The following is a 22,672-nucleotide window of genomic DNA, read 5'->3' as shown; positions in this document are numbered from 1 at the left end:
ACGCTACGCGCGGCGGCGACGCAACGTCAGCACGACGCCGGCACCGGCGAGCGCGACGGCGGCCAAAGCCACCGCACCCACAGCCGCACCGGTACGACTCAGCGAACCGAACGGCTTGGCGACAGCGTTCGGCTTGGCCGCATTGTCACTGGTCGTGCCGGTCACCTTGTCGGTGGTATTGCCGTTCGTGGATTCGTCGCCGGTACCTGCGCCCGGCTTGTCGCTCGGATTCGGGTTCGGCGTCACGGCGTCGTCGGACACCGTCACCTCGATGGTCGCAACCGTGTCGTCACCGACCTTCGCGGTCACGGTGGTCTTGCCGGCCTTCAATGCCACCAGTGTCTGCGAGTTCGTGCCCACACCCGCCTCGGCGGCGTCGGACGAGGCCTTCTTCTCAAGAGCGGCGACAGCCGGGTCGGACAACGACCACTCGATGGCCTTGCCAGCGACGTCGCCGTCGGCGGTGTACGTGGCGGTCAGCTTCTCGGAGGCGCCCACCTTCATCGCGAGTTCGCCGTCCTTCACGTTCTCGCCGGTGATGGCCAACGTCGGCTTGCTCGGCTCGACCGGTTCGGTCTTCTTGACCAAGTTGACCGTGTAGGTCTTCTTGGTCGTGCCGTCCTGCGCGGTCACGACGACCGTGACCTTGCCGTCGGCGACGGTCACGACGGGCTTGCCGGCGTTCGCGTCGTTGGCCTCGGCGACCACGTCGTCCGCCGTCACCGCGCTCGGATCGGCGACCTCAAGCGAGGCGCCATCCGCGGACGCCGCCTTCGCCATGTCAACACCGACACCGGCTACCTTCAGCGACTTGAGCGTCGCATCGGAGGACACGGCGTCGTCGACGACCTTGATGGTGAGCTTCACGTAGTTTGCGGCGGAGTATTCCTTCTGCAGCTCCTCGGTGGTGGTCATGTCGATGATCGGCGTGCCGTCGGCGCGGAAGTGCACGGGCACGACGCCGGCGGAACGTGCGGTATTGCGCGAACCGTTGGTCATCGCATGGTAGACGTTGTACACATCGCCGTACGGGTCGGCGAAGTACGAGTTGTGGCCGAGCCCGTACTGGCCGGCGAAGGTGCCGTTGTGCAGCCACGGATAGTTGGACTTCGTCCAGCTGGACGCCTTGGTCAGGTCGTCGCCGACGTTCGCGACCAGCATGCCGGTGGCATACTGCGGGGTCACGAGCTGCGCCGAGAACACCATATACACCTTGCCGCCGGAGACGAGCACGTTCGGGCCTTCGTTCACGCCGTCGAGCTCCCATCCCCATTCGGGGCGCATGATGCGCTGCGGCGTGGTGAGTGCCACCCACGGCTTGTCGGGGTTGACCTCGGCGATGGAGACGTTGGCCTTGGCGCCGGCGCGTTCCTCGTCGCCCTGGCTCCAGGCGATATATGCCTTGTCGCCGACCTCGAAGTAGGTCATATCGATGGTCAGACCGAGGTTGGAGAGGTTATCGAGGCTGCCATCGGCGAGCTGGCGCTGTACGCGGTGCTCGATCCAGTCGGCGGTCTTGGTCGGGTCGCCGCCGTCCTTGAGCTCCATGACGTACGCAACGGGCGCGGTGCCGACCCAGTTCGGACCGCCGTAGGCCTTGTCGGGTACGGTGGCGTAGAAGCAGTACAGCTTGCCGTTGATGACGTGCAGCTCCGGCGCCCAGTGGTAGCCCTTGTGGCCGAGGCCGTCGTTGTCTCCGAACAGGTAGACGTCCTGACCTTCGACCTTGTAGCCGCCGTCGGCGACCACTCCGGCCTTCTGGTCCTTGAGCCCGGCGAGCGTGTCGGAGGAGCGGATGAACAGCGTGCGCATGCCGCCCGCGTCGGACGTGCCCATGGCGTAGTACTTGCCCTTGTAATACACGATGTTCGGGTCGGCACGGTTGCTCATCATCGGGAACTGCTCGGAATAGTTCTGCTGGATGGCGGTGCCTTCGATGGTGGTCTCGCCGGTCTCATCGGTGCTGAGCTTGTTGAGCTGATCCTCGTTCCAGTTCACACGGAAGTCGAACGTGGATCCGTCGGAGTATTCGGCCTTGAGCGTCTTGCCCTTGGAGAGGGTGCCGTCCTTCTGCTCCACGCCGCCGGAGATCTGCTCCTTGAGCTTGGCGAGGTCGAAGCCTTTCTTCACGGTGATGGTGGCGGGCTGTTCGACGCCGGTGTTGTGCACGCGGCCGAGCTTCTCGGACAACGTGGCGGCGACACTCTTGGTCACAGCCATCGTGTTGGCGCTCACGGCGTTGGCGACGCCGGAAAGGTCGGCCTTCGTGCGGGCGAATCCGCTGCCGTTCTTCACGTCGGAGAACGTCTTGAAGTCCGTGGTCGTCACATACTTGTCGACGCCGTTGACCTTCCACGAGATGCGGTAGTCGTCGGCGGCGGCGTCGTATCCGGCGGTGATGCTGCCGGCGTCGAACACGGTGGCGTCGTCGGTCACCTTGACCATGTCGCCGCGCTCGTCCTCATTGGGTTTGCCGGACCATGCCGTCAGGTCGGACGATGTGGAGAAGGCGATCTGGCCGCCGTCCACGCGATTGCCGTTGACGTCGGTGAAAGCGGCGACGTACGCGTACTTGCCGTCCTTCATCGGGAACAGATACGGGTCGACGAGGCCGCGGATGTCGGTGGTCTGCGTCGGGTAACCGGCATTGTTCTTCGCGCCGACGGTGATCTTCGCCTCGGCGAACGCGACGCCGTAGTTGGTGTTGAGCGCCGTGTACTTGGTGCCGTCGTTCAGGGCCAGATGCAGCGCGTCACCGACGCGTGCGCCGCCGTTGATGGAATGGTCGCGCGTGTACGAGGCGATGGTCTCGGCGTTCTTCGGCATGATGCGCACGGCCTTGAAGGTCTTCGTGGCGGTCTTGCCGTCGAGGGCGATGGTGGCGGTGAGGTCCACGGTCTTCTCGGCATCGCCGTCGGCGCCGGTCACGGTACCGTCCGCGGCGACGAGCTTCGCACCGTCGCCCGTGGCCGTCCACGCAATCGTGGCGCCGTACAGGCTGGTCGGCAGCTTGGTGCCGTTGGTCAGCTGATAGTCGACGAGCAGTTTATCGCCCACCTGCGAGGGTTCGGTGATCTTGGCCGGCACGGTCAGTTCGAACGTCTTGGTGGCGGTCTTGCCGTCCACGGTTACGGTGGCGGTGAGCATCACCGCAGTGTCGGCAGCGGCCGGCGTCACCTTGCCGGCGGACGAGATCACGGCCTCGTTATTGGAGGCCCACGTCACCGTGGCACCGTACGAACCGGCCGTCGGCAGCGTGATATCGGACGTCACGTTGCCTTTGATGCCGAGATCGAGCGCGTCGGCGGCTGCTTCGGCGACGGTCTGCTTGGTGGCGTCGGTCTGCGCGTCGGCGAACACGGAGGAGACCTGGTCGGCGGTCAGGGCCTCGCCGTAGAAGCGCAGGTCCTGCACGGAACCGCCCCACGTCTTGTCTCCGGTGTAGTTGGAGCGGCCGATGTAGGCGTTGATGTCGCCCGTCCAGTCGGCCATGCTCTGCGAGCGTGCGACGGTCTGGATCTGCTCACCGTTGAGGTAGCTGGTGATGGTGGTCGGGGAGATCACGGTGGTGTAGTTGGCCCACTTGCCGGTCACGTCTGCCGTGGACGTGGATGAGCCGCCGACCTCGGTGTTGTACGGCGCGCCCGCGTTCGTGGCGTTGGTGATGACGGACTTGTAGTTGCCGCTTGGGTTGCTGGGGTTGAGCAGCCAGTAATGCGTCGGCATGTTGTTGCTGGCCGGGGCTTCGCCGAGATAGAGCGCGGCCGTGTTGGTGCGCGTGGTGGTGTTCTTGATCCACGCGGAGATGGTGACGGCGTTGCCGGCCTTGACCTTCGCGCCGATGTCGTTTGGCAGCGTGATGGCGTCGGTCCCAGCCGTCGTGGCCTTGCCGCCGGTGAGCGTCGCGCCGTCGGTGGCGTTGAACGTCACGCCGCTTTGCGCGGTGCCATTGAAATCGTTGCCGCTGACATCGTTCGCGTCAGCGGTCAACGGATAGCTGGCGATTGGCGTGGGCGCAGTCGTCGCGTCGGCCGCCGCCGCGGTGCCGGCGCCTATTGCCAGCCCCGCGAATGTCATGGGCAGCGCCGCTATGGCCGCCACCACTTTCTTCCATTTCCCCATGATTCTCCTCTGAACGTTGGGATTGTTGCGATATTCAGTTATGGATTGACGTGTGTTTACGCCGCGTCGTAGGCCCTGCGTGCCGGACTTGACGTTGTGTGCTGGACTTAGCCCTGTGTGCTGGACTTGACGTTGTGCCGAAGGCCCTGCACACCGAATGTGGCCCTACGTCGTGGCCCCTGCGTGCTGGACTTCGGCCTACATACTGGACTTGGCCCCGCATCGCAGGACTTGCGTGCCGGACTTGGCCTTACGTGCTGGACTTCGCGTTACGTGACGGGAACCGAAAATCACAAACGTTGCAATTCCAACGTTTTCGTTCCCGTCACACAGCCCAAAGTCCAGCACGCGGCGCATAGTCCAGCACACACGACGCAATCCAGCACGAGGCGCACAGTCCAGCACACACGACGCAATCCAGCACGAGGCGCACAGTCCAGCACGCACTGCGAAGTCCGGCACGCGGCGCACACGACGACGGTTGTGCGGCTTGCGCCGCGGTCTCTCGCCCAGTCAGCCTTTGACTGACAGCCCTCTCGTCAGAGGGGGACGGACGAGCCGCCCGACATTACTGCCACCCCGGGCGGAGGCCACTTCCCTACTTGTCATCCTGAGCGGAGGACGGAGTCCGGAGTCGAAGGATCTTTGCCGGATTTCAGCAAATCCTTCGACTCGCTCCGCTCGCTCAGGATGACAAGGCGGAAGCGCTCGCTCAGGATGACAACGGCGGGGAACGGCGTGACAAGGTGCAGGCGCACCTGGCCACACCAGCGTGCGCACGGTCACGCACGGCGCCTGCGGAGTGCGAGGGCGATGCCGGCACCGGCGAGCGCGACCACGGCCAGGGCGATGCCGCCCACGGCCGCACCGGTCCGGCTCAGCGAACCGGACCGCGAACCCGCGGCCTTGTCGCCGCCGTTCGCGTCGGCCGCTGCACCGTTCGCACCGGCAGCCCCGGCGCCAGCACTCGCATTGCCGGAACCGCTACCGGCACCCGTGCCACCGCCGGCACCCGTGCCCGGCTTGTCACTCGGCCCCGGCGTCGGCTTGCTCGGCTCGACCGGCTCGGACTTCTTGACCAGCCTGACCGTGTAGGTCTTGGTGGTCTTGCCGTCCTGCGCCGTCACAACGACCGTGACCTTGCCGTCGGCCACCTTCACCACGGCTTTCGCATTGGCGTCGGCTACCACGGCGGCCACATCGGCCACCTTCACCGAGCCCGGGTCAGCGACCTCCAGCGAGGCGCCATCCGCGGACGCCGCCTTCGCCAAATCGACACCGACACCCGCCACCTCCAGCGACTTGAGCGTCGCATCGGAGGACGCCTGCTCTCCCGATTCCGGTGCCACGACCACCTTCACCGTGACCGTGCGGTTCGCCGGCGCGACCTCCTGGTCCTTGGTCAGCGACATGTCGAGCATGCCGTTGGCGCGCACGTTCACCGCCTTGAGCCACGTGTTGCGGTCCTGGTCGAACAGGCCGCCGGCCGCACTGCCGGAGTGGATCTCCGGGTACGGGCGCGCATGGTAGGCCATGACGATGTTGCCGGCCTCGTCGTGCGCGAGCGAGATGTGGCCGGGGCCGGCGTGCCTGCGCTCATACGAGGTTTCGTCGGCGCCGTACTTGCCCGTGTACGTGTCGAGCGTGTCCAGCGACGGGAACGCGGCGGTCGTCCAGCTGGCCGGATCGGTCAGGTCGGCGTCGGCCTTGGCGCGCATCACGTTGGTGTTGTAGTACTTGTCCACCGTGGCGCCGGCGTACGCGATGTACACGTAACCGCCGTGCTTGAACATGAACGGCGCCTCGACGATCGCCTGGTCCGAGCCCTCGGTGTTGTCGCCGGGGGTCGGCGCCTGCTTGCCGTATTCGAACTGCTGGCTGACCTGATAGATCTGCTTGAGCGAGCCGTCGACGAGCGGGACCTCGCCGTTGTCGCCCATCTTCGCCTTGGCGAGGTACAGGCCGGCGCTCTTCGGGAACAGCCAGTAGCCCTGGGTCTTGCCGTTCTCCTCACGTTCGAAGTACGTCACGTCGAACGCGGCGCCCTCCAATACGGTCGGCTCGCCCCAGTTCTCGGCCTTGAGGAATCCGCCGTCCTTGATGGACTGTTCGTCGCCGGTGTACGGGATGAGGATGGTGTTGTTGCACCAGCCGCCGTTCGTCGACGAGGCGCCCTTATGGAAGCCGGCGACGATCCACCACCTGCCGTTGATCTTGTGGAACTCCTGGGCCCAGATGAACGCGCTCCATCCGTAGAACGAGTCCGGATACTGGTCCTTGTGGCCCGGAGTGCCGTTCTCCGGCTTGATGATGATGGTCTCTTTGGCGTCCTTCAACCCGTTGATGGTCTTGGCGCGCTTGAGGCCGATGGAACGGTAGCTGGTCTTCTACGCCATGGTCGGGTCCGTGGACTTGACCTCGTACGTCGAGCCGGTCAGATAGTAGTATCCGTCGTCCTCGTTGTAGAAGATGTCGGGATCGGCGCGGGCGTCGTTGACCATGGCCTCGACGGTCTGGTCGACCGTGCCCTTGACCTCGTACGTGCCGGCCTTCGACGTGTCGATCTTGGCCAGGTCGTCGGCGTTCCACGTGACGTTGAACGTCTTCTCGGAACCGTCGTTGTACGTCATCGTGGCCTGCTTGCCGCTGACGGCCTTCGTGACGTCGTCGACGGACGTACCGTTCTTCACGTCCACGTCGGCGATGTCCTTCCTGCCGGTGTTCTGCAGGTCGACGTAGTTCCTATAGAACGCGTCGTATTCGGTCTTCGACATCGTGAAAGCGCTGGTCTGGCCGCTGCCGGCCCATGCCGGCAGTCCGGCCGTGACCGAGCCGACGCCCATCGCGACCGCGTCGGCCTTCATCATCTCGCCGGCCTTGGTGTCCTTCGTCAGGTCGGAAAGCGTGGCCACGCGGCCTTCGCCGCTCAGACCGTCGGTCCAGTAGACCTTGTAGCCTTTCGCGGCGGCGTCGTAGACGATGCGCGGATCGGTGACGACGGACGAATCGGACACGGTGATCGCACGTTCGTTGGTGAACGTGGCGCCGTCGGCTTTGACGTCCCATACGTAAATCGCGCCGGTGGCGTTGTTCTGCGACGAGACGACGCCGAGCTTGCCGTCGGAGTTGCGGAAGAACGTCGGCGAGCCCATCTGCGCGTTCGGCTTCGCGGACTGCGAGCCATCCCACTTGACCGACAGAATCGACTGCGAACGGTTCAGCGGCGTCCATTTCTCGGCGTCCGCGGCCTTGGCGGCCACGTATAGCGAGTCGGCGCGACGGTCGTCGTTGTAGGCGAGCGGATCGTATTTCGCGCCGTTCGGGTCGCTGCGGTCGACGTCCTTGACGTAGGAGGCGACGGCGCCGCCGTTGTCGAGAATCGTTGCATCGGCTGTGATCGGCGTCGCGACGCCGTCGATGGTGGCGGTGAGCGTGACCTTCACGGACGCGCTTCCGGCCTTGGGCAGCGTGACCTTGCCGTCGGCGGCGACGAGCTTCGCGCCGTCGCCGGCCGCCTTCCACGTGACCTTCTTGCCGAGCACGGTGGACGGCAGGTCGCCGGTGATGCGCGCCGGGATGGCGAGCGCGGCGGCGTAGTCGGTCTTCGCGCCTTCGACGCCGAGGTCGTCGTCGCTCAGGGCCTTGCCGTAGATCTTCAGGTTGTCGAGCAGGCCGGAGAAGTATTCGCCGTTGCCCCAGTTCGCCTTGCCGATCTGGAGGATGCCGCCGGTCTCGCCGAGAATGTCGGTGAGCGTCTTGCCGGTGGTGTTGACGGCCGTGAGCTTCTGGTCGACGTACAGTTCCGCGGTCTTGCCGGAGATGACGATGTCGACGTGCTTCCAGCCGGTGTTCGTCTTGGTGATGGCGATATTGCCGGAGGAGTCGCGCGAGCCGCTGTTGTTGTCGTAGCGTTCGACGGTGATGCCGGTGGTCTTGTCGAGCACGCCGACGTAGTGCTCCTTGCCGTACTCCTGCTTGTTCGCGTCGGAGGCGGCGAAGAACGTCCAGCCGGTGTTGTTGGCGGCGTCGGGCTTGACGTCGTAGGAAATCGTGACGTCGGTCTTGCCCTTGAGGAGCGGCGAGCCGTCCTTGGCGGTGACGTTGAGCCAGAAGTCCTTGCTGAGCTTCGCGGCCTTGCCGTTGGCGTCGTCCTTGGAGTCGGCGAGCGTGGCGGTGCCCTGCGTGGCGCCGGTCGCGTTGCCGCCGTCGAACGTGCCGTCGGCGGGGGCCGTATCGAACGTGAAGTCGGCGAGCAGGTCGGGGTTGGTCGGCGTGGTCGCGCCGGTGCCGACCTTCACCTTGGCGGTGACGGTGATGGCGGTGGAGCTGTAGAGCGGACGGTTCTTCTGCGCGGTTGCGTTGTCGACGAAGCCGCCGGTCTGCTTCCAGCTGTTGTTGGCGTTCACGCCCTCGTTGATGAGGTCGTCCTCGTCGGTCTTGGTATCGCCGGCCGCGTTCGTCCACTTCCAGTGGTTCTTCGCCGCGCCGATGGTGTCGACGGTGCCCTTGACGGTGTAGGTGCCGTCCTTGGCAGTGTCGACCTTGGAGACGTCCCACGTGACGTCACGGTCGGCGGTGCCGTAGCCGTTGGCAAGCGTGACCTTCTGGGTGGCCGGCAGGGCCGCCTTCACGTCGTCGGCGGTGGCGTTTTTGCCGACGGTGATTTCGTCGGCGACGGTGAGGTTCTGATTGTCGCTCGCCTTCGCGTCGGCCGCGCGGATCGCGTCGTACTGCGCCTTGGTGAGGGAGACGACGCCGCCGTGCTTGGTGTTCGCGGTGAGGAAGAAGCCGTCGTTGCCGACGGGCTTCCACACGTTGCCGTCGGCCGCGTCGAGGTCGTCGGATTCGAGCAGGTTGTAGCCGTAGCGTGCGCCGGAGGCGACGGACCCGTAGTTGTCGACGAACATGTACCACTTGTCCTGGCCGTTGACCTTGAAACCGTTGGCGCCCTCCTGCGAGGAACCAAGCGTGTGGCCCACGTTGTTCTGGCGCAGCACCCAGCCCTGGGCCGGGTCGGTGGCGTACTGGCCGTTGTCGTTGGCGCGCCACCAGTCGGCGCGATCGGTGTATTCCATGAAGATGGTGCCGGAGCCGGTGGTGCGGTAGGAGCGCAGATGCTCGCTGCCGTCATCGCCCTTCATGGTGCGTTGGATCATCGTCGTGTCGATGGTGTTGCCCGGACGGTACTTGCTGTTCGGCACGAACACGCCGCCGAACTGGTAGGTGGCGTTGGTGAAGTCCTTGGTCGCCGCCCACAGCACGTGGGTGACCTTCTTGCCGGGCTGGTTGTTCTCACCGTCGTACTTGGCGGAGGTGGACCAGTACATGACGAACGCACCGCCCTGCTGGTCCTTCGGATTGTCCTTGTCGGAACCGTTGGCGATGCCGTCGTCGTTGAGATCGTAGAAGTTCGGCACCCAGGTTGCTTCGGGCGCCCATGCCATGCCGATATCGGAGATCGTCTTGCCGGTGACGGTGTCCTTGAGTGTCTGCGTCTTGGCGGGGTTCTTCGTGTAGGCGTCCTCGGTGGCGGTCTCCAGCTCGGTCATGTCGTTGAAGTGGATGAGATCCTTGGATTCCCACACATGCAACTTGGTGCTGTAGCCGGTGGACCACGTGCCCCAGCCGGCGTTGTCGCCGCCGAACACACGCAGGTCGGTGGCGAGGATGTAGTAGGTCTTGGATTCGGGATTGTAGGCGATGAACGGATCACGCACGCCGGTGGTGCTCTCGTTGTTCGCGAGGATCGGCTGGCCGCCGTTGAGCGTATCCCACTGGGTGGCGTCGTCGCCGCGGGAGATGTCGAGGTAGATCTTCTCCGCGTAGCCCTTGTTGTTCTCGATGAAGTGGACCATCGCGTAGCCGTAGGCATCGTCGGCCTTGACGGTTTCGACGGTCACCTTGAGCGTGGCCTTCACGGTCGGCGCGGCCTCGGAGGTCACGGTGATGGTGGCGGTGCCGGCCTTGACGGCGGTCACCTTGCCGGCGGCGGAGACCTTCGCGACAGCCGGATTATCCGATTCCCACGTGACGGTGGGGTCGGCGCTGCTCGGTTCGACGGATGTGCTCAGCGTGGTGCTGGAGCCTTCCCTCAGGCTCAGCGTGCCATCATCGGCCACGCTATTGCCGTCGATATGGAGCTTGCTTGGCACCGCGGCACCGAGATCGGTGGCGGACAGCGCGCTGCCGTAGATGTTGAGGTTGTCGATGAGGCCGGTGAAGTATTCGCCGTTGCCCCAGTTGCCTTTGCCGATCTGCAGCACGCCGCCGGAGCCGCCGAGGATGGTCTTGAGCTCCTCGCCATTCACGTTGCTGGCCACGAATTTCTTGTCGACGTAGAGTTTCGCCGTCGTGCCGGAGATTACGAGGTCCACGTGCTTCCAGTTGCCGGCGGTGCCTGCGTTCTGGTCGATGGTGGCGGTGTCGTTGTTGCGGCCATTGAGGTAGCGTTCGACGCGGGTCTTGTCGGTGCGGTCGAGCACGCCGAGATATGTCGGCGCGTTGCCGTTGACGGCGGCGTCGCTTGGCGCGGCGAACACGGTCCACTGGCCGCCGGTGGCCGTGGCCTTGGAATCGTAACTGATGGTGACGTCGTTGAGGCCGGCAAGCAGCGGGCTGCCGTCGGACTTGGTGACGTTCATCCAGAAGTTCTGGCCGAGCTGGGCGGCCTTGCCGTTCGCGGCATCCTTGCTTGCGACGAGATTCGCCGTGCCATTGACGGTCGCCTTGGCCTTGCCGGCGTCGGCGAACACGCCGTCGGTCGGATCGGCGTTGAAATCAAAACTGGCGATTGGGTCGGCGGCGGCCTTCGTCGTGTTCGCCGTCGCTATTGACGACGCTGTGGTTGACGACGCTGCCCCGGTCGTGCTGATTGCGGGCGACGTCGCGCCGCTTTCTTCGGCCGACGCGACGGGCGGCAGCGTCAGCCCTACGCCCAGCGTCGATATCGCGGCTATCAATGCCGCGAGTTGTCTGGCTCTCCTCAACGAGAATCCTTCCTCCTGGAAGCATCGGCTCGGCCACCACCGCGTTGTTATCAATTCGTTATCGTTTTGTTATCAATGTCGGGCGGTTCTCTGTTGAATCGACCGATATTCGACGGCGAATCGGGTTGACGCAGCTCCTCACGGCGGCCATTCGGCGCGCGGTACTTCGTTGTTGTTGGCTGTGTTCACGCCGCTCATGCGTTCTGCCACCGTCGTCGCCGAACTACGTAGTCCTGCGCTTTCGATATTCGACACCCACTCATGATGTGAACTCTCACAATTCTACTGTGACCGCTCACCATAGAGCAAGAGGCGCCCGCCTTCCTCAATCCTCATTCACTCTTTTTGCGGTCTGCCAAAGAGTGAATGCCCGGCTGTTCATACAAACACTCCCAACCCGCGGAACCACACATTTTCCAACTTCCATGAGTATTGTTGAGCGACTCCGATTCACTCTTTGAGCCTCGCAAAAAAAGTGAATGCCCCACCCGCCGAACGCCCGCCCTCCAGCACCGCCACGACGGCAGTACGGCGTACCAAGGCCGGGCGGCATGTGTTACTCGACCGTAGACTTGGCCGAACGGCCCACCCTCCAGCACCACCGCGACGGAAAACCAGCGCCCCCAAGGCGGTCTGATATATGTTGTCCGACCGTAAGCTCGGCCGAACGGCCCACCCTCCAGCACCGCCGCGACGGCAGTACGGCGTACCAAGGCCGGGCGGCATGTGTTACTCGACCGTAGGCTCGGCCGAACGGCCCACCCTCCAGCACCACCGCGACGGAAAACCAGCGCCCCCAAGGCGGTCTGATATATGTTGTCCGACCGTAAGCTTGGCCGAACGGCCCACCCTCCAGCACCGCCGCGACGGCAGTACGGCGTACCAAGGCCGGGCGGCATGTGTTACTCGACCGTAGGCTTGGCCGAACGGCCTTGAGTGTGTCGAGTAACACATGCCGCCCAGCCGTCCAAGCACCATAACAAGTCGCGGCCTGTCCCAAAACCAAACTACGCGACCGAAGAACCTGAAAAGAGGCTAGAACATGGTTCTTCGATCGCGTAGCAGGGGTTTCTAAAGGGGAAATGAAAAAAGAGAGGCGGTTACAGCTCCTTTGATGGTAGGGCGGGGAAGAACGTTCTTTCCCGCGTCAATGTCTCATCGGTATCGGGCAATGGATGATTTTCGTCGGTCCGACCGGAAGCATCACTGCCTCCGCCGTCGAGAATCAATGTCACGGGCGGAAACCCCCGGCAAGCTTCTCAGGTTTTGCCGGCGGCACCATCCGTTGACGATTCATTGCTTATTGCACTTATCGCACTCCGCAAAACGGCTTCCACGCTGCTTTGTGAAGGTTAACAAGCACATTTTTAGTGTACCAGATGTTAAGGCTCCCACAAGCCGTGTCTCGAAAAAAATCGGATTATTTTTCGGGGGTGGAAAATGCCCATCGCAAGACACAGCCAGCAAAGCAGTTTTATCGTCCACCAGCAATGCGGTTCAATGGCATTGCGACACGCCTCTTCGGCGACATCACGGCTCAACGGCGATGCGGCATGGCTGCCCAGCGGCGCGCCACCCCCACGGCGCTACGCCACCACGGTTCAACAGCCACGTGACCAGGGGCATCAATGCGTGACCGGGCACGGCGGCGGTCACGTGACCGGGCGCGGCAACCACGTGACCGGGTGCGACAGCCACACGACCGGGCACAGGTACACCCGGTCATGCGCCGATACAATTGTTGAAATTGCAACGTTTTCGCGAAGGCGTGACCCGGTACGGGTGCACCCGGTCACGATACAACGCACCCGGTCACACCACGTGACTTCGCGGCACGGAACGAGCACAACGGCATATCCGGCGTTCCATGCCAAATCACGTCCCCGTCAAGGAACCGGCCAGTTCATCCAGAATAAACACTCCACGCCACGGAGCATCACCGCCGCAAACACCAGAATCAGCCCCACCCCACCCTAACAACGCAATCGACCCCCTACGCGAACGCAGAGGGTCGATGAATCAGCGAATTCCGCTAGGCGGAGCCTACGCGCGACGCTTGCGCAGCAGCACCACGCCACCGGCGGCGGCGAGGACGAGCGCCACGACGGCCACGACGCCAACGGCGGCACCGGTGCGGCCCAGCTTGTTCGGCTGCTGCTCGTTGCCACCGTACTGGTCGGCGCCGGCCGACGACGTGGCGCCTGAGCTCGCGCTCGCGCTGGTGGAACCGCTCGGCTTCGCGCTCGGCGCCGGGCTCGACGTCGCCTTGTCCAGTCCGTCGATGGCAGCCTTCAGCTCGTCGGCGGCCTTGTTCACGGCGTTCTGATCCGTGGACTTCAGCGCGTTGTTGGCCGCGGTGAGCTTGGCCTGCATCGCATCCCAGGAAGCCGACGTGTAGTCGGTGCGGGCGAGCTTCCCGGCGCGGGCGATCTGCGCCTTGAGCGCGTCGTAGTTCACGGGGGTGGGCTTGTCGCCGCCCTCACCGCCGTCGGTCTTGAACGCGAAGGTGTAGGTCATGATGAATCCGCCGTCGGGGCTGGTCACGGTGAACACCTGGCCAGTGGCATCGGCCGCCTCCTTGACCGTCCACGCCTTCGGCGACTCGGGCACGCCCTGCAGCTTCACCTTCTTGCCCTTGTCGATGCTCACGGGGCTCTCCGACGCAGGGTCGAAACCATCCACCGAGGCGCCATTATCGGCATACACGGCAGTCACCTTGGCCAAATCCTTGACGCTGTACGGCGTCACCTTCACGCCCTCAACCTCGGTCGAGGACGCCTTGACCAGTCCATCGGTGTAGCCGTCATATGCAACCGTAATCTTGCCGGAAACGTCGCCGGGCACCGTCACCGTGGCCTTGCCGTCGGCGTCGAGCTTCACGGTCTTGGACCACTTGCCGTCCTCCGACGTGAACTTCACCGAACCGGCGACCGTGCCCTTGTCATCCGCCTTAACAGTCGCCGCAATTTCACGGGAATCCGCGTTGTACTCGGCGGTCGTCGTGGATTCCACGGCGGCAATCTTCGTCGGGTTGTCGGCGGTCCACTTGTGCATGTTCTCGGCGATGGCGGCCGAGACGTTCACGAACGCACCGTGACGGGTGGGCGTCGGCATGTTGGTCGGGGTCACCTTGCCGGTCACGCCCGGCCCCCACTGCTTTTCGGTGGCCCAGCCGTTGGTCTGCGAAAGCCGGTTCGTCCAGCCGGATGCGGCGAGCGCGGATTCGCTGGTCATGTACGGCTTGTAGCCGCCGGAATCGGCCATGATGATCATCGCGTCGCCGGCCTCGTTCTGGTTCGGGTCGCCCGCGTTGAGTTTGATGGACTCCGGGCCCTCGAACGGCAGGATGTTCTGGTCGACGAGCTGCCAGGTCTTGGTGAGGTCGGCGTTCGGGTCGGCGGACGTCGTCTCGCAGGTCAGGCACTTCGAACGCTCGAGGAACGTGGACTTGCCGGTGGTGATGTAGTCGCCGGCCTTGCCGCCCTCCTCGTTCTTGGTCAGGCGGTAGTAGGTGTCGCCGATCTTGAACACGGTGGAATCGATGCGGGAGTACTGGGTGTCCTGCCACTTCTGGGCCGGGGTGAAGGTCCTGAAGTCGCGCGTCGTGGCCATCATCACGATGTTGTACGCGCCGCCGGTCTTCGAGCTTTTCACCGCGGTGGAACGCGTGTCGTCCGTGTATTCACGGGACGACCAGAACACGACGTAGGAGTTGAGTTCGTTGCTCCAGAACGCCTCCGGAGCCCAGGTCATGCCCATGTTGTCGGCGTTGACCTTGATGCCGGTGTCGCCGTCCTCGGCGTTGGTGCGCGTCCAGTTCACCATGTCGGTGGACTCCCATGCCTCGAGCTTGAGGGAGCCGTACTGCTGGTTCTGGCCCCAGCCCTGCGACGAGACCTTGAGGTCGGTGGCGATCATGTAGAACTTGTCGCCGTCCTTGGACTTGAGCACGTACGGGTCGCGCAGGCCCTTGGTGTCGGTGTTCGAGACGATGACCGGGTTGGAGTTGTTGATCTCCTTGAACGAGAAGAAGTTGTTGCCGTCGGTGGCGGATTCGTACAGCGCCTCGCCGATCTTGCCGTTGGTGGTGGCGGCGTCGGAGAGGAACGTGACGGCCGCGTATGCGCCGTCGGGCACGGAACGCGTCTTCTCCTTGACGACGACGTCGACGGTCTTGGTGACCTTCTCGCCGCCCTTGTAGCTGGCGGTGGCGGCGAGCGTCACGGGCTTGGAATCACCGTCGCCGTAGGCCGGGCGGGTCACGATGCCGGCGCCCTTGTACGGGTCGGCCATGCCGTTGGCCGGCGCCTTGTAGTTGGCATCGGTGCCGGTGATCACCTTGTCGTTCGACGACGTCCACGTGATTGCGGAACCGTTCTGCGTGCCTTCGGAGACGAGCGGCAGGTTCTCGGTGGTGGTCTTCTTCAGCGCGGCGATGGCGGCGTCGAGGTCGGCCGTGGCCGCGTCGTGCGCGTTCATCGGGTTCACGGTCACGGTGATCGAATCGCGCTTGCCACCGACCGCGGTCGTGGCGGTGATGGCGGCCTCGCCCTTGGCGACGGCGGTCACGGTGCCGTCGGCGCTCACCTTCGCGACCTTCGTATCGGAGGATTCCCACTTCACGTCCTTGCTCACGGCGTCGTCGGGCTTGACGGTGGCGGTGAGCTTGGCGGTCGCCTTCTCGATCAGGGTGAGCTTGTTATCGGCCACGCCGGTGCCGGAAATCGCGACCGACTCCGGCTCGGTCAGTTCGGCGCCCTTGTACACCTTGATGTCGTCGATGGCGCCGTTCCAGTATTTGTCGGTGCCGATGCCGGAGGCGCTGCCGTCGTAGAACGACTTGCCGATGTACGTGGTGTAGCCGCCGAGGTCGCTCATCGTAATGCCGGTGTTGGCGGTGAAGCTGATGAGCGTGCCGTCGCGCCATACGCCGATGTTCGTGCCGTCGACGACGATCTTGTAGTTGTGCCAGACGTTGTTGTTATTGGAGACGGCGACCTTTTCACCGTGCTCGTTGCTCCACTTGTTGTCGGAGATGACCGTCTTGACCGCAGTGGTGCTGATGTAGTTGAAGAAGTACTTGTTGTAGTTCTGGCCGACCGCGAACGTGAAGTAGTTGCCGTCGTCGGCGTGACGCGACTTCGCCGCATACTCGAGCGTGAACGAGTCGCCGGCGTCCTTGAACAGCTGGTCGTCGATCTGCGCGTACTTGGCGCTGCTTGAATCGTTGTTGAGGTTCAAGGCCTCGTTATCACTGTGGTCGCCGAACTTGCCGACCGACACGCCACCGTTGAGCGTCATCTTGTATTTACCGGTCGAATCGGCGATGCTGCCGCTGTCCGTGCCGTTCTTGCCGGTGAAATCCCAGCTCGCAAGCAACGTCGGCGCCGTGTCGGCGGCCGGCGTCGTTGCCGCGGCACCGGTGCTATCGGCCATCGCCGGCGATACGCCCACGCACAGTGCGAGCAGCGACGCCGCCGTGGCGCCGGCCGCAGTGATTTTGCGAATAAGGCTCATTAATCCTCCTCGATCAAGTGGGGCTCCTCTTCCCCGTGTGAGCGCAAACAACGCTATTCTGGAATATTTTAGCGTATATCCAATTCACGAATCGCAAAATACCCGCAAATTTAGCGCTCACAATGAGGGTATTTCACGATTCGTGAATTCAACGCCCCTGAGTATCATCCCCGATGGGCAAAGGGAGGCAGCATGTCGCAGTTCGAGATCGTGGTCGGCCAGATCGTCGGGTTTTTCATCATGATGATGGTGGGGTACGGTTGCGTCCGCCTGCGGTTCTACGGCATGAAAACGCTCGACGGCATGTGCATGCTGCTCACGAAGGTGCTCATCCCCGTGCTCGTGTTCAGCAACGCGGTCGCCGGCACGACGCGCGCCGACATCGTCCGCAACTGGGGCATCATCGCACTGACGGCGATCATGTATGCGTTGCTGGCGGCTGTGGTCGCGGTCGCGGCGTGGATATTGCGTCTGCATGGCAGCCGCAGCCATCTGTTCCAGGCGGGGTTCATGTTCGGCAACGCAGGGTTCATCGGCATTCCGCTGGTCATGGCGTTGTTCCCCAAGGACGGCGCTATTTTCATCGTGCTGATGTCGTTGGTCGATCAGGCGCTGCTGTGGTCGTACGGCGTATGGTTGTGCGAGCCGGTGCGTGATGCCGGCGCCGAACGCGTCGCAGTCCCGTTCTCGCGCCGCGCCGTCGGTTTTCTGCGCCGTTTCGCCAATCCGGCGTTCATCGGGATTCTTATCGCGCTGGCGATCATCACAGCCGGTGTACGCATCCCCGGCGTCATATTGACGCCGTTGCATACGATCGGCCAGATGTCGACGCCGCTGTCGCTGTTCTATCTGGGCGGGTTGTTCGCGTTGACGAAATGGTGGGGGATTTTCGGAAAATACGAACTGTATGTGGGCATGGTCATCAAGATGCTGCTGTTCCCCATTGGTTTCGCGGCGCTGATGACGTGGTTCGCCGGCGCGACCGGGCTGCCGTTCACGCACGAGATGATCGAGATGATGGCGTTGATTTCCGGTCTGCCGACGATGACGACGATCGCGATGTTCTCCGGACGGTCGAAGAACATGCCGGAGTATGCGGTGGGAATGGTGCTGGTATCGACGTTGTTCTCATTGATTTCGTTGACGGCGATCTCGGCGGTGATTTTTTAATTCACGAATTGCGAGATACGCCTGTTTTTACCGCTAACAACGTCGATATCCGACGATTCATGAATTGATGGCGCGCTTGAGGTCGCGGTCCTCCAACCGCTGCCTCCACTGGCAGAACCCGCCGAAAATCACCAGCCACACCAAGCCTGCGATCGCCGGGCCTCGCGTATCGCTGGAGATGAACAGCGTGCAATATACGAATACGAAGAACGCAATCGCCAGCGTATTCGTGATTTTCCACGCCGGCATGATATAGCCATCGGCGATGAAATCGGGCGAGACACGGTATTTCCGATGCGCGATCATCGTCAGCGTGTAAATGAAGATGATCACGGCGGACGACGCCGACGAGAACAGCACGAACGCGCTGGAAACCTGCGGGAACGCATTGATGATCGGCGAGAGCACGATCATGGCCGCCGACACGATGATGGCCTTCGCCGGCACCTGGTTTTTGGATACCACGCCGAGGCGCTGCATGGCCGGCGACGGCGAATCCTTCGCCAGCTGGTACAGGTGTCGTCCGGCGGAGTACAGCAGCGAGTTCAGCGCCGACGACGCGGCGGTGATCACGACGAAGAACACGAGCGCGGCCGCCCAGTCGAGGCCGGCGTATTTGAACACCATGATGAACGGCGAGGCGAACGATCCGTCGGCGTTCGGCTGGAAATTGCGCCACGGCACGATCACCATGATGGCGATCAACGCGCCAACGTAGAAGATCAGCACGCGCAGGATGATTTCGTTGATGGCCTTGGGCAACACCTTGCGCGGGTTTTCGGTCTCGGACACGGTCACGCCGATGAATTCGATCATCTGATAGGCGTAGAACACCATCTGGAAGCTCATGAGCAGGGCCAGCCAGCCGTTCGGCGCGAGCGAGAATCCGTCGGTGATGTTGGTGAGGCTCACGGCGCCGGCGGGGCTGACGTGGTCGGAGCCGGTGATCTGCACGGCCGGGTAATGATATCCGATGACGAGCATCACGACGGCGGTGGCGATCATGCCGCAGATCAGCGTGATCTTGATCATCGAGAACCAGAATTCGGCCTCGCCGAACACCTTCACCGCGATGAGGTTGATGCCGGACAGCGCCACGAGGAAGCACAGTTCGATCAGCCATTTCCAATGGCTGAGATCGATGCCGAACGTGTCGAAGAACGTGACGAAATACGTGGAGACCGCGGTGATTTCGCTCATGCCGATGAGAATCAGCACGATCCAGTACGTCCAGCCGGCGAAATGCCCCCAGCCGCGGCCCAAATACCGCGTGATGAAGTTGATGAACGTGTGCTGGCTGGGGTCGCGGTACATCATCTCGCCGATGCCGCGCATGAGCAGGAACATGATGATGCCGACGGCGATGTAGACGAAGACGATGCTCGGTCCGGTGAGCGAGATGGATTTGCCGGAACCGAGGAACAGGCCCGTTCCGATGGTGCCACCGATGGCGATGAACTGCACGTGGCGGTTCTTCAGGCCACGGTTCATCTGGTTTTCCGCGTCAAGCTCCTCGACGTCCTGCATATATCCTCGTTCCCGCCGCGTCTGTTCGCTGATGCATTCCCGTTTCGGCGAACAGACGCGACGATGCACGACGGAACGCCGCTTGTATGCGGCAATTGCACTAGAGTACAGAACCTACAGGAAATTCGTGTAAACGGGGGAGGATTTCACCTGCGATTCGCCGTTGCGTGACCGGGGGCGGGGTGGGGCGGGGGCTTTCATCCGTCTTCGGTTGTTCGCGATTTTCACCGCAAAGCCGGTTGTTGGCGATTCTCACCGCAACACGCCGGTCGAAACGGCTGATTCGCGGTGGATTTCGACGAACAACCGGGGTTGCGGTGAGTTTGGCGAACAACCGGGGCGGCCGGGCACCGCCGTCCCCAGTCGCATCTACTCCGCGAGCGCCTTGCGCAGGAAGTCGCGCTGGAAGAGCAGCAGGTTTTCGGCGACGGTCTCGTCGTTGGTCATGTGGGTGATGCCGGTGAGCGGCAGCACGGTGTGTTCGCGGCCGGCGGCGAGCAGCGCGGAGCTGAGGCGCAGCGTGTTGGCCACGGTCACGTTGTCGTCGGCGAATCCGTGGATGAGCAGCAGCGGGCGGCGCAGGTTCGGCGCGTCGGCGATGAGGCTGTTGCGCTCGTATACGCGCGGGTTGAGGCCGAGGTAGCGTTCGGTGTAGTGGGTGTCGTACAGCGTCCAGTCGGTGGGCGGGGCGCCGGCGCAGGCCGCGGCGAACACGTCGGGCGCGCGCAGCACGGCGAGCGCGGAGAGGAATCCGCCGAACGACCAGCCGATCATGGCCACGTGGTCGAGGTCGGGCTTGGGCACTCCCCCATTGTCATCCTGTACGGGACGGCGCACTCCCCCGTTGTCCTCCTGAGCGGGGCGCACTCCCCCATTGTCATCCTGAGCGGGACGCACTCCCCCGTTGTCATCCTGAGCGGAGGTCGCAGACCGGAGTCGAAGGATCTCCCCCATCGCCTCGGGCAGTGCGCGCACGGCTTCGACCTGGTCCTCAAGCGCCACGTCGGCGAACCGTTCGAACATGGCGTGGTCCCAGGCGAGGCCGCGGGCGCCGGTGCCGCGTCCGTCGGCCGCCACGACGATGAATCCCTGATCGGCCCACCATTGCGCATCCCAGTACATCGACTGCGCGAGCATGACCTCACGGTGCATCGGCCCGCCGTACGGTTTCATGAGCACGGGCAGCGTTTCGGCGTGGGCGTACGGGCTGCCGGCCGACGGCAGCGTGATCGCCGCGTGCATGCCGCGCCGGCCGAGCCGGACGAACGTCGTGTTGGGCGTGAATCCGGGCGTTTCGGCATGGTTCGTGATCGTCGCGGAGACCGGCTCCCCCGACGATCCGTCCACCATGTGGATCATGACCGATTTGGCGTCGCGCATGGTGCGGCCGGAGAGCACCACGCCGTCGCCGGTGCGGGATGCCGTCCACACGCCCGGCTCGGGGTTGAGCACCTTTGGTGCGGCGGATTCGCCGGACGCGTCGTAGTCGCCGTCGGAGTCGGCGGCGAACCGGTTGCCGAAACCGTTGGCGTTGGGGGCGTCGGGGGTTTCGATGCCACGACTGTCGTCACGCACCTCCTGCCAGTACGAGCCGACGAACTCCTGGCCTGCGGACGGCAGCGGGAAGCTCACCACGTCGACGCCGCGGGCGTCGCGGGCCGCGCGCGCCAGCACGTCATGGTCGGTCACGTCGAGCACCGAAAGCACCTGCCAGCCGACAGGCGTGAACGCGTGGCCGTCGACGGCGAGACGCATGGTGTCGGTCTCCTCGTCGGGCATGGCGGTGATGAGGCGGCCGTCGGGCGTCCACGCCGGGCAGCCGTGGATCAGATCGAGCCAGTACCGGCTGCCGCTGACGGTCAGCGGGCTGGTCGGCAGCCAGCGGTGGCGTTCCTCGGCCGCGAGCGCGCCGCCGTCCTGTTCGAGCGCGAATCCGTCGAGGATGCTCTGCTGGGAGGCGTATCCGACGTTGGGATTGCTGCCTTCCTCGCCGATGGTGAGCACCTGGTCGGCGGTCTGTCGGCGGTTCTGCACGAGCAGCAGCGGGTCGCCGCCGCGGCTCCAATGCACGTCGGCGAGGTATTCGTAGCCGTGGCGGTCCCACCAGACTTCCGGCAGGTCGACGATGCTGGAGTACGCCATGTTGGCGGCGCGGTGCTCGATGTCGCCGATGTCGAATCGGAACAGTCGTACGTCGGCGTTCTTGGTGAGCGCCTGCGGATAGTGTCGCGTGCGGGCGGGCGCGGTCGGGTTCGCCGGGTCGCTGATGTGCCAGACCGGCTCCGCCGATTCGTCGGCGCGTTCGATGAGGAGGCTCTTCGAGTCGGGCGACCACCAGAATCCGTCGTAGCGGTCCATTTCCTCGCCGGCCGCGAATTCCGCCAGGCCGACGGTGACGTTCGGGTCGTCGTAGACACCGCAGATGGAGCGTTCGTCGTCGGGGGCGCCGTTCTCGCCGATGACGACGAGGTTGATCATGCGCCCGGTCGTATAGGCGACGAGCTTGCCGTTGGGCGAGATGCGTGGGTTGAGCACGGGTCGGAACAGTCGGCCGGGGTGGCCGTGCACGGCCATGGCGGATACGTACCAGGTGTCGCCGAGTTCGCGGGTGACGGCGTGGAGTTCGCCTTCCTCGACCGTAACGCGGGCCGGTCCGCGGCGCGAGTCGCCGCCCGCCGTGCCGAAGTCGTCGCCGCTATCGTCGCCGTCGGAATTGAGTTCGGATATGAATTCGAGGTCGCCGTCGAACACGATGGTCGTGAGCCACAGGCGGCCGCCGACCGTGAACGTCACGCGATTGCCGGATTCGTTGACGCTGTACGACACGATGCCGGCCGCGGATTCGCGGGCGCGTTCGCGGCGGGCCTTCTCCTCGTCGGGCACGCCGGCCTCGGCCGTGTTCGAGCCGGCGGCGGCGAACAGGTCGCGGGGGTCGGCCAGCAACGTCTCGTGATGGCGTCCCGCGCCGTCGAACCAGCTCATCCACAGGCACATGACCGCGTCCTGCGGGTCGCGCGACCGCAGGAACAGCGCGCGTGAGCCGTCGTCGACGACGGTGGCCGTACGCGGCGCGCCAAGCGAGAACCGCAGCGTACGGGCCTTCGCCCGCGGATACGCCGCGATCGCCGCATTGATATCGGCGATATCGGCGTTGGCTTCGGTGTTGATAATGGGCTGATTGGGCTGTGTCATAATCCGTCTGTCCCCGTTCGTTACATCTCTCCGGTCGACAAATCCAAATCAACCACAATACCCCAACTTCGGCAATTATGCGATGGCCACCGTTACGCGAGACGGCCACCGTTACGTGACCGGGAGCACGTATACCGTGACCGGGCACACCTTATCGT

Annotated in this window: 7 protein-coding genes; 1 reads left to right on the top strand and 6 read right to left on the bottom strand. The window is 64.0% G+C overall.

The window, feature by feature from the left end:
* Positions 1-3: 3 nt before the first annotated feature.
* The 4 genes from KIH77_RS07580 to KIH77_RS07570 all read right to left on the bottom strand — a co-directional run bounded on the left by KIH77_RS07580 (position 4) and on the right by KIH77_RS07570 (position 16,625).
* Positions 4-4,122, bottom strand: a complete 4,119-nt coding sequence (locus KIH77_RS07580) for a family 43 glycosylhydrolase (protein WP_219100611.1) — start codon at positions 4,120-4,122, stop codon at positions 4-6.
* A gap of 782 nt (positions 4,123-4,904) precedes the next feature.
* Positions 4,905-6,491: a family 43 glycosylhydrolase gene (locus tag KIH77_RS10475; RefSeq protein WP_308283305.1), complete on the bottom strand. Its 1,587-nt coding sequence runs from the start codon at positions 6,489-6,491 to the stop codon at positions 4,905-4,907.
* An 18-nt stretch (positions 6,492-6,509) separates the two neighbouring features.
* Positions 6,510-11,108, bottom strand: a complete 4,599-nt coding sequence (locus KIH77_RS07575) for a LamG-like jellyroll fold domain-containing protein (protein WP_236024553.1) — start codon at positions 11,106-11,108, stop codon at positions 6,510-6,512.
* 2,043 nt (positions 11,109-13,151) lie between these two features.
* Positions 13,152-16,625, bottom strand: coding sequence for an Ig-like domain-containing protein (locus tag KIH77_RS07570; RefSeq protein ID WP_219100609.1), 3,474 nt, complete (start codon positions 16,623-16,625; stop codon positions 13,152-13,154).
* Between the two features lie 192 nt (positions 16,626-16,817).
* On the opposite strand from KIH77_RS07570, the gene KIH77_RS07565 reads away from it, so the two are divergent.
* Positions 16,818-17,795, top strand: coding sequence for an AEC family transporter (locus KIH77_RS07565; protein ID WP_219100607.1), 978 nt, complete (start codon positions 16,818-16,820; stop codon positions 17,793-17,795).
* Between the two features lie 57 nt (positions 17,796-17,852).
* Here KIH77_RS07565 and KIH77_RS07560 read toward each other — a convergent pair whose 3' ends face one another.
* Together KIH77_RS07560 and KIH77_RS07555 are read right to left on the bottom strand one after the other, a co-directional pair.
* Complete coding sequence (locus KIH77_RS07560; protein ID WP_219100605.1) at positions 17,853-19,322, bottom strand: amino acid permease; 1,470 nt, start codon at positions 19,320-19,322, stop codon at positions 17,853-17,855.
* A 369-nt stretch (positions 19,323-19,691) separates the two neighbouring features.
* On the bottom strand, positions 19,692-22,514 hold the full coding sequence (locus KIH77_RS07555) for a S9 family peptidase (protein ID WP_236024552.1): 2,823 nt from the start codon (positions 22,512-22,514) through the stop codon (positions 19,692-19,694).
* Positions 22,515-22,672: the final 158 nt, after the last annotated feature.

The sequence above is a fragment of the Bifidobacterium pluvialisilvae genome (assembly GCF_019331695.1).
Classification (GTDB): Bacteria; Actinomycetota; Actinomycetes; order Actinomycetales; family Bifidobacteriaceae; genus Galliscardovia; species Galliscardovia pluvialisilvae.
Note: the sequence above shows the minus strand (reverse complement) of the source record. Positions and strands in the feature narration are given on the sequence as shown.

What these genes read in the sequence shown, in the direction of transcription:
- KIH77_RS07580 (WP_219100611.1), bottom strand. Translation starts at nt 4,122, where the DNA reads ATGGGGAAATGGAAGAAAGTGGTGGCGGCCATAGCGGCGCTGCCCATG.
- KIH77_RS07570 (WP_219100609.1), bottom strand. Translation starts at nt 16,625, where the DNA reads ATGAGCCTTATTCGCAAAATCACTGCGGCCGGCGCCACGGCGGCGTCG.
- KIH77_RS07565 (WP_219100607.1), top strand. Translation starts at nt 16,818, where the DNA reads ATGTCGCAGTTCGAGATCGTGGTCGGCCAGATCGTCGGGTTTTTCATC.
- KIH77_RS07560 (WP_219100605.1), bottom strand. Translation starts at nt 19,322, where the DNA reads ATGCAGGACGTCGAGGAGCTTGACGCGGAAAACCAGATGAACCGTGGC.
- KIH77_RS07555 (WP_236024552.1), bottom strand. Translation starts at nt 22,514, where the DNA reads ATGACACAGCCCAATCAGCCCATTATCAACACCGAAGCCAACGCCGAT.